Source organism: Pigmentiphaga sp. (genome assembly GCF_019689535.1).
In the GTDB taxonomy this organism is placed as follows: domain Bacteria; phylum Pseudomonadota; class Gammaproteobacteria; order Burkholderiales; family Burkholderiaceae_B; genus Pigmentiphaga.
Window position 1 is genome coordinate 1 of record NZ_JADGHH010000106.1, and the last position, 12,278, is coordinate 12,278.

The following is a 12,278-nucleotide window of genomic DNA, read 5'->3' on the forward strand; positions in this document are numbered from 1 at the left end:
GTGGGGAGGCAACCAGGAGGGCTGGGACCGGGGATTCCGGGGGACGAGCGGGCGCCGCAGGCCGCCGCGGCTGGTGGATAATCGATAAGATAAGAATCAGTTGCGGGCCATCGTCCCCACTCGATGTCCGTGCGCCCTACGAGGCGAGGAACCCCCCGTGCTACCCCGCGTATTCATTTACATCGACGCCATCGCTCGCGCAGGCTCTATTCGGAAGGCGGCAGAGCAGGTGCATGTCGCCGCCTCCGCGTTGAATCGGCAACTGCTGGACCTCGAACAGGAGCTCGGCGTCGAGCTGTTCGAGCGTTTGCCGCGCGGGATGCGGGCCACTGCCGCAGGCGAGCTGCTGCTGGCCCATATTCGCAAGCAGGAACGCGAGTTCGAGCTGCTGCGATCTCAACTCGATAACCTGCGCGGGCTGCGCCGCGGCCATATCCGCATCACGGCGCACGAGTCTGCCACCCGCGAGTTGCTGCCTCGTGCAATTTCCGCGTTCCGGACCGAATACCCCGGGGTGTCGTTTACGGTCAACATGGGCACGACGGCGCGCACGTTCGAGGAGCTGCAGAACGATACCGTGGAACTCGGCCTGCTGTTCAACCCGCCTTCAAATGCCCTGCTTACCCGGCTCGTGGAGGTCAAGACGCCCTTGTATGCAGTGGTGGCGTCCGATCATCCGCTGGCAGACCGCAAGTCGTTGCGCCTGAGCGATTGCCTCGCGTACCCGCTCGCGCTAATGAACTCTTCCGCCGCAGGCGGGCGCAACCTCATCGAGGCGCTGGCCCGCCAGTCGGGCCATGTCATCAACCCGGTACTGCAAACCGACAGCTTTGAGCTGATGGGGCAATTCGCCCGGCAGTCAGGGGGGATTTTTTTCCAGCTGGCGGTCGGGGTCGCGGCAGAGGTGGCCCGCGGAGAACTCGTCGCGATTCCGCTCGGCGACCCCATCCTGGCCCGGGGCCGCTTGGTGCTCCTGGCTCGCCGGGGCCGCACCTTGTCGGTGCCGACATTGCGTTTCGTGCACTATTTAGAGGAGCACATGCACGCCTTGGTGTAGCGTACAGGTCACGCTATACCGTTCTGAAAAAGCGAACGCTTTGCACGAAATTTGCTGATTCTCATCCCGCATTTGTATTCCTACGATGATGCTTTGCCGAGCGATCGGTACACTGTCGAGGAGTATGAAAAGTGGAAACCGCTACGTGGCATTTTGAACCCATCGCGGGCGCGCCGTTGGGGGCGGTGGCCCACGGCGTCGACCTGCCGGACGTGGATGATGCCTTCTTCGAAGAATTGCCCAGGCAGCTCGCCCGCCATGGCGTCATCGTTTTCCGCGACCAGCACCTGACTCCTGAAGCGCTGCAAGAGGTAGCCACCCGCCTCGGACCTCTTGAGCCCCTGGTGCTGGATCAGTTCTGCATGCCGGGCCATCCTTTCATCTACATCCTGTCCAACATCGTCGAGAATGGGCGGCCCATCGGATCGTCTACCGACGGCTACGGTTGGCACACCGACCAGGCTTATTACGCGCAGCCGACGGCGTACACCCTGCTCTATGGCGTGGAAGTTCCTCCCGAAGGCGCCGACACCCAGTTCGCGAATACGCGCCTGGCTTACGAGACCTTGCCGCCCGAGAGGCAGTCGGCCCTGCGCAAGCTTTGGACAGAGCACTCCTACATGAAGATGATCATGGACCGGGCCAAGAATCCGGCGTTTGCGGGCAAGGTCCCCCTGCCGACCCCGGAGCAGCAGGCCAAGGTTCCCGATGTCGTTCAGCCTCTTGTTCGCCGCCACCCGGTGGACGCATCGCTCAGCCTCTATCCAGGAGGGCAGACGGTCAAGCGTGTGGTGGGCATCGAAGACGCCGCCGCGGGCGTGGCTTTGGTACAGGAATTGCTTGATTGGTGTACGAACGAGCGCTTCCAGTATCGGCACGTCTGGTCCGCGCACGACTTGGTCATCTGGGACAACCGTTGCACCGTGCATCGCGCCACGCCCTACGACAAGGAACGTTATCGACGCCTCATGTGGCGTGTGAGCGTGAAAGGGGAGCGACCCTTGAGCTCGTGACACCCGCTCCACCGGCAGGGCCGGCGCGGATCCACATTGACTTGCCATCGAGGCCGACATGAAAAATCTGTTTTCTAGTGTATGGACCGTCCTTGCTCCGTCATCGCTGCGCCTCGTGCTGCGCGGTGCCGCGGTTGCTTTCACCGCCGCCCTTGCCGCCGCCTCCGCCATGGCGGCGGACCGCGTTGTCGTGCAGATTGACTGGCTGCCGTCGGGCGACAAGGGGCCGTTCTATGTGGCCTTGCATGAAGGCTTCTACGCGAGCGAAGGGTTGGAGGTGACCCTGCAGACCGGACGAGGCTCTGCCGACGCGCTCACCAAAGTGGCCACCGGAGCAGCCGATATCGCCAGCTCCGGGATCAGCGCGGTGCTGAGCGCCGCTGCGAAGGGACCGATGCCGCTGAAAGTCGTGTACACGGCATACACCGAGTCGCCCGAGTCGTTTTTCGTCATCAAGGGTAGCGGAATCCGCACGCTCAAGGACCTGCAAGGCCGGCCCGTGGCCGCCACCGCCTTGTCCACTTCGCGCGTCCTGATGCCGCTGGTGTTGGAGCGCAATGGCGTGTCGGTGGATCAGCTGAAGCTGCAGCTGGTCGACGCCAATGTCCTCATGCCCATGTTGGTTTCGGGCCGGGTAGATGCCATTTCGAGTTTCCGCACCCAGGTTCCCCTCGCCAACTCGCTGCTCCAGCCCCGCGGCAAAGAAGTCGAGGTGCTTCCGTGGTCCATGTTCGGCTTGGAGACCTACGGCATGGTGCTCGCGGCCTCGGATGCCATGATCAAGGAGCGTCCGGATGTGCTGAGGCGCTTCTTGCGGGCGTTTCACAAGGCGATGCTTCTTTCGCTGAAGGATCCGGCCGTGACGGGGCGGGCCTTGAAGAAATCGGCCCCGGAAATCGACCCGCAGGTCGCCGAAGCGCAGTTCCGCGCCTCGATTCCCTTGATTGACAATGCCACCAGTCGACGGGACGGCATCGGGACCATCGAACCCGACCTGCTGAAGAAAAGCTGGGGGTGGGTGGCCGCGTCGGAACGCTATCCGCTGGACAAACTCGACCCGGAGCGAATGGTTGCGCGACTCAATTGGGCGGATAACTGAAAATGGATGCTCCGGTTATTGAGCTCCAGCGGGCGGGCAAGGTGTTCGTGTCGAGCGACGGCGCCAAGACGACGGCGCTCGATGGCATCGACCTCGCGATAGGCAGGCATGAGTTCGTTGCACTCATCGGGCCCTCGGGGTGCGGCAAATCGACGCTGCTGCGGCTGGTGGCAGGACTGCTCCCGGTCACGTCTGGCCAGGTGAGCATCTATCGCCAGCCGGTCACTGAGCCCCGGGACGAGATTGGCATCGTATTCCAGCGCCCGACCTTGCTGCCCTGGCTGAGCGTATTGGACAACGTGGCATTTCCGGTCAAGCTCAAGACGGGACGCGTCGATGCCGGCACGCGCGAACGCGCCCGCGAGCTGGTTAGGATGGTGGGCCTGGCCGAATTCGAAGATCGCCTGCCGGAAGAGTTGTCGGGGGGCATGCAGCAGCGGGTCGGCATCGCGCGATCGCTGCTGCACGATCCAGACATTCTGCTCATGGACGAGCCGTTTTCCGCGCTGGACGCCCTGACCCGGGACGAAATGAGCCTGGAGCTGCTGCGGATACTACGCGATTCGCCCAAGACCGTGGTGTTCGTCACCCACTCCATCCCGGAAGCGCTCTTGCTCGCAGACAAGATCGTGGTCATGCAGTCGCGTCCCGGTCGCGTCCGGGAAGTCATCGCGGTGCCGTTCCCGAGGCCCCGCTCGCTCGATACGCTCATGGATCCCCGGTTCAATAGGATGGCCAATGACATCCGCGCGCAGGTGTTCACTCGAAGGACGGGAACTTAGATCATGTCTGTGCTGCTCACGTTCACCGATCGTTATGCGCCGCTGATTACCGCCATCGGGCTGGTCATCGTCTGGGAGTTTGCCTGCCGCGTGCTGTCTGTGCCGGCGTACGTTTTTCCTTCCCCGTCGGAAATCGTCCAAGCGGCGAGCGTGTTTACGGGTGCCCAGCTGTTCAATCACTTCCGAAGCACCGTGGAGGTGGTGATCGTCGGGTTTCTCGCATCGATCGCGATCAGTTTCCCTGTTGCGGTGATCATCACGCATTCTCCGCTGTTGTCGCGCACGGTGGTGCCCATCCTCGTGGTGATCCATTCCACTCCGATCGTGGCCGTTGCGCCCATCATCGTGGTGGCGCTGGGCGCGGGGGTACTGCCACGCGTGGTGATCACTTGCCTGATTACCTTCTTCCCTTTGGTCATTTCCCTCGTGACGGGGCTCAGGTCGACGCCGTCGGAGATCCTCGAGCTATCCCGGTCGCTGCGGGCGTCCCGCAACCGGGAGTTGTGGTTTATTCGCATGCCGTTTGCCGTGCCCTATATCTTCAGCGCATTGAAGGTATGCATCACGCTGGCCGTGATCGGGGCAGTCGTAGGCGAGTTTGTCACTGCAGAGAGCGGCTTGGGCTATCTCATCCTGTTCTCGACATCGATGATGAAGATGCCGCAGTCCTTTGTTGCGCTCGTCATCCTCGTGGTACTCAGCCTAGCGCTCTACCAACTGATCGAACTGGTGGAAAAGCGATGGTTCGCGTGGAGTTTGCCCAAGCGGGAAACGGCCTGACCGCCGGGGGCAGGCTCGAGCTCCCCTCGCAGGAAAGCCGGCACGAAGGTTCGGGCGTACGGCGGAAGGGTAGGCTGATGGGCGGTGCGTTCAATGTCGTCGCCGGGCCAATACGTCGTCCCTCGGCCCGGCATCCACCACTTTCCCGGCCTCCATTACGACGATGGTATCGAACCGCGGTAGGAGGCTGGGGCGATGTACCGATGCAATGATGCAGGCCGACGGAAACGCGGCGAAGATGCGGTCGAACACCTGGCCCTCGGCCTGCGGGTCGAGCGCGCTGGTGGGCTCGTCCAGCAGGAGCAGCGAGCTGCCGCGCGCCGCCAGGGCGCCCCGGGCCAAGGCCAGGCGCTGCCGTTGGCCGCCGGAGAGGTTGCCGCCGCGTTCATTCAAGGGGCTGGATAAGCCTTCCGGGAGTCGTTCCAGCACTTCGTCGAAGACGCCCGCATGGACGGCGGCAACAAGGGCTGCCGGGTCGGCCGGCTCGCCAAACGTCAGGTTTTCCTCCACGCTGGCTTCGAACACCTCGGCTTCTTGAGGGATGAGGGTCGCCAGGGTGCGAAGGTCAGACCAGGACGTCATCGCGCCGTCTTTGAGCAATGTCCCTTCTTGCGGCGAGTAGAGGCCGGCGAGTAGGCGTAGCAGGGTGCTCTTGCCGCCACCGCTCGGGCCGATCAGGGCAACCCGGGTACCCCGGTGCAAGGCGAGGTCGATGCCGTGCAGGCCGCCCCGCGCATCGTCGCCGTAGCGCCATACGGCGCCCCGCAGTTCCAGCGTTTGCCATGGCGCATCGGGCACGACCGCGGGCACGGGTGCGTCCGGGTCGCCCGGGGCTTCCCAGATAGGCTCGGCGCTGCCGTAATCGGTGTGCATGCGCGCGAAGCTCTGGAAGTTGGTGGCCATCGCGCCGACCACGGTGGCCGCTTGCTGCGCATACTGGTAGATCATGAACACCGTGCCCAGCATCACGGCTTGGCCGGGTTGGCGCGATTGCAGCACGTAGACGACCACCAGTATCCAGGTGAGGCCCATGCCGAGGATGTCCACCGTGAACCATTTTCCTTCCGTCACCATGACGGCCCGTCGCAACGGCGCCATGACCGCCTCCATGCGGCGGCCGAGCACCTTGCGGGAGGCAGCCTGCAAGCGCAGGCCGATCACCGTCCCGGCGTTGCCGACGAAATCGAGCAGGGCCGCTGCATAGCGGCGTTCCGCGTCGTTCTCGGCCCGGGCCAGCTGCATCAGCGCGCGGTCGAAGCGCATGATGATGAGCGCGATGACGACATAGCCGGTGATGGCGATGACGCCGCTGGTGGTCGAGAGCAGTGCCAGGGCCACCAGCGGGCCGACGAAATTGAACGCGCTCTGCAAATAGCCGAACTGGTTTTGCGCGAAGTCGGAGAGCGCCCGGCTCGACTGGACGACGCGATGCTGGAGTTCCCCGGAATGCCGCCCATCGCGCCAGGCAAGCGGGGCGGCGGCAATGCGCGCATAGAGCTGGTCGGCGAGCCGCTCGCGGACGCGTACGCCGACGTTGCGTTCCAGGATGCGGCCTGGCCCGTGAAGCAGCCACGACAGCAGATAAACGCCGACGAGGTAGGCGATCCAGCGGCCGGCGGTCGCCATGTCGCCATGCTGGAGCGCGTTGATGGCGTGGGATGCCAGCCACGGCATGGTCAGGCGCAGCAGCTGCGCCGCCGACAGCAGGCCCGCAGCGCCGAGCATGTGGGCGCGCACCCCGGCCGCATGGCGCCACAGGGCGCGATAGAGGTCGCGGGCGGCCGTGCCTAGGCCGACGGCAGGAGAGGCAGGAGTAGAAGTGGATGTCGTCACGGCGAGAAGGGGTTTTCTTGTGGGCGCGGGTGCCTTCCGGGCTCCGTCGCGCCGTCCGGTGTGCGGCGCAACAAGATGGGAATCGTACCTGAGCCGCGGAGCCCGGGGCGCAGCCAAGAGGGCGTGCCGGCGACCGTTCTTGTTGCTTTAGAACCCCGCAATCGAAGCACCTGACCTAGTTAGTAATTTCTTTTGTATTTTCGCATCTAGAAAAAAGGATCTTCTTACTTGAGGCCGGAAACGCCTAAAAAAAGCAAGGCTATTTCCGCACGCCTGGAAGATACTATCGGTCGAATTCATATCTGCATCACCACTATCTCAGGAGCGGCTCATGGGGCGGCAAGACGACAACAAAGCGAAAGTGGCGATCATCGGCTCGGGCAATATCGGCACGGACCTGATGATCAAGATCCTGCGGCATGGCAAGTACCTGCAAATGGGCGCCATGGTCGGGATCGATCCCAATTCCGATGGCTTGGCGAGGGCCCAGCGACTGGGCGTGCCCATCACGGCGGAAGGCATTGACGGCCTGCTGGCCATGCCCAATTTCGACGAAATCCGGATCGCCTTCGATGCGACCTCGGCCGGCGCCCACAAGCGCCACAACGAGCTGCTGCAAGCCAAGGGCGTACAGGTGATCGACCTGACGCCGGCGGCCATCGGGCCTTACGTCATCCCGGCCATCAACATCGACGAGCACCTGGATTCGCCCAACATCAATATGGTGACCTGCGGCGGCCAGGCGACGATTCCCATCGTCAAGGCCGTCTCGCGCGTGGCGAAGGTGCACTATGGCGAAATCATCGCGTCCATCGCCAGCAAGTCGGCCGGGCCGGGCACGCGCGCCAACATCGACGAGTTCACCGAAACCACCTCCAAGGCGATCGAAGTGATCGGCGGCGCGGCGCGCGGCAAGGCCATCATCATCCTCAACCCGGCCGAGCCGCCCCTCATCATGCGCGACACGGTCTACACCCTTTCCGACATGGCTGACACCAAGGCCATCGAGGACAGCATTGCCGAAATGGTGGCCACGGTCCAGAGCTACGTGCCTGGCTATCGCCTCAAGCAACGCGTGCAATTCGACGAAATTTCCCCGAACGCGCCGCTGAACGTGCCGGGCCTGGGCAAGCTGTCGGGCCTGAAGACCTCCGTATTCCTGGAGGTGGAGGGCGCCGCCCACTACCTGCCCGCCTATGCCGGCAACCTGGACATCATGACCTCGGCCGCCCTGGCGTGCGCCGAACGTTTCGCCCAGACCCACCTGATGGCCGCCGTCTAAGGATCGCATCATGAGCAACAAGAAACTCTATATTTCCGACGTGACGCTGCGCGACGGCAGCCACGCCATCCGTCACCAGTACAGCATCCAGAACGTCCGCGAGATCGCCAAGGCGCTCGACGAAGCCCGCGTAGACAGCATCGAGGTCGCCCACGGCGACGGCTTGTCTGGCTCGAGCTTCAACTACGGCTTCGGCGCCCACACCGACCTCGAGTGGATCGAAGCGGTGGCCGACACCGTCAAGCACGCCAAGGTGGCGACCCTGCTGCTGCCCGGCGTGGGAACCGTGCACGACCTGCGCAACGCCTATGACGCCGGCGCCCGCGTCGTGCGTGTGGCCACTCACTGCACCGAGGCCGACGTCTCCAAGCAACATATCGAGTACGCCCGCAACCTCGGCATGGATGCCGTGGGCTTCCTGATGATGAGCCACATGAACACGCCACAGAAGCTGGCCGAACAGGCCAAGCTGATGGAGAGCTACGGCGCTACCTGCGTGTACGTGGTGGACTCCGGCGGCGCGCTCAACATGAACGACGTGCGGGATCGTTTCCGCGCCTTCAAGGACGTGCTCAAGCCCGAGACCCAGACCGGCATCCACGCCCACCACAACCTGAGCCTGGGCGTGGCCAACTCCATCGTGGCGGTGGAAGAGGGCTGCGACCGCATCGACGCCAGCCTGGCCGGCATGGGTGCGGGTGCGGGCAACGCCCCGCTGGAAGTGTTCATCGCCGCTGCCGACCGCATGGGCTGGAACCACGGCTGCGACCTGTACAAGCTAATGGATGCCGCGGACGACATCGTGCGTCCGCTGCAAGACCGCCCGGTGCGCGTGGACCGCGAGACGCTGGCACTCGGTTATGCCGGCGTGTATTCCAGCTTCCTGCGCCACGCTGAAGCCGCCGCCGCCAAGTATGGCCTCAAGACGGTCGACATCCTGGTTGAACTGGGACGCCGCAAGATGGTGGGCGGCCAGGAAGACATGATCGTTGACGTCGCGCTCGACCTGACCAAATAAAAGCAGATAGACGAATCAGCTGTGCACGTGGCGCCGAAAGGCGCATTGACAGCCCGGGACGGGGGACCGTTCCGGGCTTTTTTGTTTTCGCTTTCCGGTGCCGGCCGGGTGCCCGGCTCGGACTCAGGTGCCTTGCCCGCCCGAGGGCGCCCCGGGCGCAGGCTCGGACGGCCTCTTCTCCAGTGCCGCGAGCCGCGCCTCGAGCGCCTGGACTTGCGCCTCCAGCGCATCGACCTTGGCGCGGGTGCGCGCCAGTAGCTCGGCCTGGATGTCGAACTCTTCCCGGGTAATCAGGTCCAGCCGGGAGAAGGTTTGCCCGAGGAATCCCTTGACGTTGCGTTCGATATCGGCCGCCGGGCTGCGGGCGATTAGGTCGGAGATGTTTTTCTGCAGGTCTTCGAACCAGTCGGAGCGGTTGATCATGATGCTGTTCCTCTTGAGCGGCTGGCCTCCAGTGTAGACCGGCGGCGCGAAATGCGCCCGCCGTCCGATGTGGTGCGCGAGATGGTGCGCGGCCCGCACATGGTGGCGCCGGCCGCACCAAATTGGTTCGAAACAGTCCCAGGCATGGTGCCCCGATCAGGATTGCAAGCTGGCACGGGAAATGCTCAGTAACAGGTGGAGCCGCTGTTCGTGGCTCTTGGCACAGGTTTTTGTCGATGCCACGACGTACTGGCTGATAACCCCGCTTCGGAACGAACCATGAAAAAGACCTTGCTTGCGACCGCTCTGGCCTTGTGCGCAACCTCGACTGTCCTGGCGGCAGAGCCCGACTTCACCATCACCGGCAACGCTGGCCTGTTCAGCGACTACCGGTTCCGTGGATTCAGCCAAACCAACCTGAAGCCGGCTTTCCAAGGCGGCTTCGACTTTGAACATAAGTCCGGCCTGTACCTGGGCAACTGGAACTCCAACGTCGATAGCGGCCTGTTCAGCGGCGGCAGCCTGGAGATGGATTTCTACGGTGGCTATAAGTTCAATTATGGCGATTTCAATTTCGACGTGGGCGGCCTCTATTACTACTACCCTGGTTCCAAGCTGAACGGCAGCACGATTGACAACTTCGAGCTGTACGGCGCCGTGGGCTGGGGCCCCTTCACGCTGAAGTACTCGCACGGCTTGACCGATTTCTTCGGCACGCCGGACAGCAAGAACAACTACTACCTGGACCTGGGCGCTGACTTCGACCTCGGCAACGGCTGGGGCGCCAACGCCCACGTCGGGTACCAGAAGCTCAAGAACGACCCCTCGGGCTTGGGGCACTACTACGACTACAAGGCCGGCGTCACCAAGGACGTAGACGGCTGGATCTTCGGTCTTTCGCTGGTCTCGACCAGCAAGAAGGACTGGATCGTTACGAACAGGGGCAAGAACGCCGGCCGCTTTGGCGCGGTGCTCAGCGTCAGCAAATCGTTCTAACCCCGGTGGCGGCCCCCGGCCGCCTGCCGGCAAGCCATTTCGTTTCAACAACATGTGGGGTTCGTCATGAAACTCATCACCGCAATCATCAAGCCCTTCAAGCTTGACGAGGTACGCGAAGCCCTCTCCGGCATCGGGGTCCAGGGGATTACCGTCACCGAGATCAAGGGCTTTGGCCGCCAGAAGGGCCACACCGAGCTCTACCGGGGCGCGGAATACGTCGTCGATTTCCTGCCTAAGGTCAAGGTTGAGATCGCGCTCGACGACGATCTCGTGGATCGCGCCATCGAAGCGATCGAGAATTCGGCCCGCACCGGCAAGATCGGCGACGGCAAGATCTTCGTGTTCCCGCTCGAACAAGTCATTCGTATTCGTACTGGGGAAACCGGCAAGGATGCCCTCTGATAGGACGACTCAAAAATGAAAAGAATGCATTCTCTTTCCATGAAGAAGGCACTTGGGGCGGTGCTGGCGCTCGCGCTGGCCTGGTTCGCCGGCCCCGCGCTGGCTGAAGAAGCGCCTGCGCTGGTCGGCGCCGACTTGGCCTGGCTAAGCACCTCGACTATTCTCGTGCTGCTGATGGTGGTGCCGGGCCTGGCGCTGTTCTACGGCGGCCTGGTTCGCAGCAAGAACGTGCTCTCGGTCTTGATGCAGGTCCTGGTCACGTTCTCCCTGATCGTGGTGCTGTGGTTCATCTACGGCTACTCGCTCGCCTTTACGGAAGGCAACGCCTTCTTCGGGGGCCTGGACCGCCTGTTCCTGAAAGGCCTCTTCGATGCCGAGACGGGTGAGTTCCCGCTGTCGGGCACCGTTCCTGAACTCAGCTTCGCCGCGTTCCAAGCGACCTTTGCCGGCATTACCTGCGCGCTGATCGTGGGTGCCTTCGCGGAGCGTGCCCGTTTCTCGGCCGTGCTGCTGTTCATGGTCTTGTGGTTCACCTTCGCCTACATTCCCATCGCGCACATGGTGTGGTTCGGCGGCGACGTGAACGGCTTCCTGTTCGAGCGTGGCGCGCTGGACTTCGCGGGCGGTACCGTGGTGCACATCAACGCCGGCGTTGCGGGCCTGGTGGGCGCTTATGTGATCGGCAAGCGCCTGGGCTTCGGCAAGGAAGCGCTGTCGCCCCACAACCTGCCCATGACCCTGATCGGCGCCTCGCTGCTGTGGGTGGGCTGGTTCGGCTTCAACGCCGGTTCCGCGCTGGCTGCCAACAACATCGCCTCGCTGGCCTTCATGAACACGCTGGTTGCGACCGCTGCCGCGGTGCTGGGCTGGGTGGCCACCGAATGGGCCGTCAAGGGCCGTCCCTCCATGCTGGGTGCTGCGTCCGGCGCGGTGGCTGGCCTGGTGGGCGTGACCCCGGCTGCAGGCGTGGTCGGTCCTGTGGGCGCGCTGGTCATCGGTCTGGCTGCCGGCGTGATCTGCGTCTGGGGCGTGAATGGCCTGAAGCGCATGCTCAAGGCGGATGACTCCCTGGACGTGTTCGGCGTCCACGGCGTGGGCGGTATCGTCGGCGCGCTGCTGACCGGTATCTTCAACGCCAAAGTGCTGGGCGGCCCGGGCGTCGACGGCATGACCATCATGGGCCAACTGTGGGTCCAGATCGAAGCCGTGGTCATCACCATCGTTTGGACCACGATCGTCGCCCTGATCGCGTACAAAATCGCCGATGCCCTGCTTGGCCTGCGCGTCTCCGAAGAGGACGAGCGCGAGGGCCTGGACATCACGACCCACGGCGAAAGCGCGTATCACTCGTAACTCGGCCTTGCATCGCCTTCTCGGGGGCGATGACGAGAACCGCCGCACCTCTCTTGGGGTGCGGCGGTTTTTCTTTGCGCGTGGCCGGCGACACGGGTGCGGGCGCTGCAGGGCGAGCTACGCGAGGCTGTATACCTACCCTGGCGTTTTCCCTAGTGCCGCGGCGCAGCTCTTGTTAATGTCGAGCTATTCTGTATACAGTTTGTATCCAGACTAATTCCCTAGCCACCTAGACGG

At 63.5% G+C, this 12,278-nt stretch carries 12 protein-coding genes; 10 read left to right on the forward strand and 2 right to left on the reverse strand.

Annotated features, from left to right (window positions below):
• Nucleotides 1–157: 157 nt before the first annotated feature.
• The 5 genes from IRZ12_RS10605 to IRZ12_RS10625 all read left to right on the forward strand — a co-directional run bounded on the left by IRZ12_RS10605 (nucleotide 158) and on the right by IRZ12_RS10625 (nucleotide 4,731).
• Nucleotides 158–1,057 (forward strand): LysR family transcriptional regulator, encoded by a 900-nt coding sequence (locus IRZ12_RS10605; protein WP_296468152.1) that lies wholly within the window; start codon nucleotides 158–160, stop codon nucleotides 1,055–1,057.
• A gap of 131 nt (nucleotides 1,058–1,188) precedes the next feature.
• A complete protein-coding gene (locus tag IRZ12_RS10610) occupies nucleotides 1,189–2,070 on the forward strand; it encodes a TauD/TfdA family dioxygenase (protein WP_296468154.1) in 882 nt (293 codons plus the stop codon).
• A 58-nt stretch (nucleotides 2,071–2,128) separates the two neighbouring features.
• Entirely contained in the window at nucleotides 2,129–3,169 is a 1,041-nt protein-coding gene (locus IRZ12_RS10615) for an ABC transporter substrate-binding protein (protein WP_296468157.1), read from the forward strand.
• A 2-nt stretch (nucleotides 3,170–3,171) separates the two neighbouring features.
• Complete coding sequence (locus IRZ12_RS10620; protein ID WP_296468158.1) at nucleotides 3,172–3,951, forward strand: ABC transporter ATP-binding protein; 780 nt, start codon at nucleotides 3,172–3,174, stop codon at nucleotides 3,949–3,951.
• A 3-nt stretch (nucleotides 3,952–3,954) separates the two neighbouring features.
• A complete protein-coding gene (locus IRZ12_RS10625; protein ID WP_296468161.1) occupies nucleotides 3,955–4,731 on the forward strand; it encodes an ABC transporter permease in 777 nt (258 codons plus the stop codon).
• Nucleotides 4,732–4,821: 90 nt separating this feature from the next.
• On the opposite strand, the gene IRZ12_RS10630 is transcribed toward IRZ12_RS10625, so the two are convergent.
• On the reverse strand, nucleotides 4,822–6,564 hold the full coding sequence (locus IRZ12_RS10630; RefSeq protein WP_296468162.1) for an ABC transporter ATP-binding protein: 1,743 nt from the start codon (nucleotides 6,562–6,564) through the stop codon (nucleotides 4,822–4,824).
• Between the two features lie 331 nt (nucleotides 6,565–6,895).
• Between IRZ12_RS10630 and IRZ12_RS10635 the strand changes: the two genes are divergently transcribed.
• Together IRZ12_RS10635 and dmpG are read left to right on the forward strand one after the other, a co-directional pair.
• Nucleotides 6,896–7,846: an acetaldehyde dehydrogenase (acetylating) gene (locus IRZ12_RS10635; RefSeq protein ID WP_296468164.1), complete on the forward strand. Its 951-nt coding sequence runs from the start codon at nucleotides 6,896–6,898 to the stop codon at nucleotides 7,844–7,846.
• Nucleotides 7,847–7,856: 10 nt separating this feature from the next.
• Nucleotides 7,857–8,864, forward strand: coding sequence for a 4-hydroxy-2-oxovalerate aldolase (gene dmpG / locus IRZ12_RS10640; protein WP_296468165.1), 1,008 nt, complete (start codon nucleotides 7,857–7,859; stop codon nucleotides 8,862–8,864).
• A gap of 123 nt (nucleotides 8,865–8,987) precedes the next feature.
• Here the strand turns inward: dmpG and IRZ12_RS10645 are convergent, their stop codons facing one another.
• Nucleotides 8,988–9,287 (reverse strand): accessory factor UbiK family protein, encoded by a 300-nt coding sequence (locus IRZ12_RS10645; protein WP_296468167.1) that lies wholly within the window; start codon nucleotides 9,285–9,287, stop codon nucleotides 8,988–8,990.
• Nucleotides 9,288–9,566: 279 nt separating this feature from the next.
• On the opposite strand from IRZ12_RS10645, the gene IRZ12_RS10650 reads away from it, so the two are divergent.
• The 3 genes from IRZ12_RS10650 to IRZ12_RS10660 all read left to right on the forward strand — a co-directional run bounded on the left by IRZ12_RS10650 (nucleotide 9,567) and on the right by IRZ12_RS10660 (nucleotide 12,041).
• On the forward strand, nucleotides 9,567–10,283 hold the full coding sequence (locus IRZ12_RS10650; protein WP_296468169.1) for a TorF family putative porin: 717 nt from the start codon (nucleotides 9,567–9,569) through the stop codon (nucleotides 10,281–10,283).
• Between the two features lie 66 nt (nucleotides 10,284–10,349).
• Complete coding sequence (glnK, locus tag IRZ12_RS10655; RefSeq protein WP_296468171.1) at nucleotides 10,350–10,688, forward strand: P-II family nitrogen regulator; 339 nt, start codon at nucleotides 10,350–10,352, stop codon at nucleotides 10,686–10,688.
• A gap of 120 nt (nucleotides 10,689–10,808) precedes the next feature.
• Nucleotides 10,809–12,041 carry an ammonium transporter gene (locus IRZ12_RS10660; protein WP_296468173.1) on the forward strand — a complete coding sequence of 411 codons (1,233 nt, stop codon included), beginning with the start codon at nucleotides 10,809–10,811 and terminating at the stop codon, nucleotides 12,039–12,041.
• The last annotated feature ends 237 nt before the right edge of the window (nucleotides 12,042–12,278 follow it).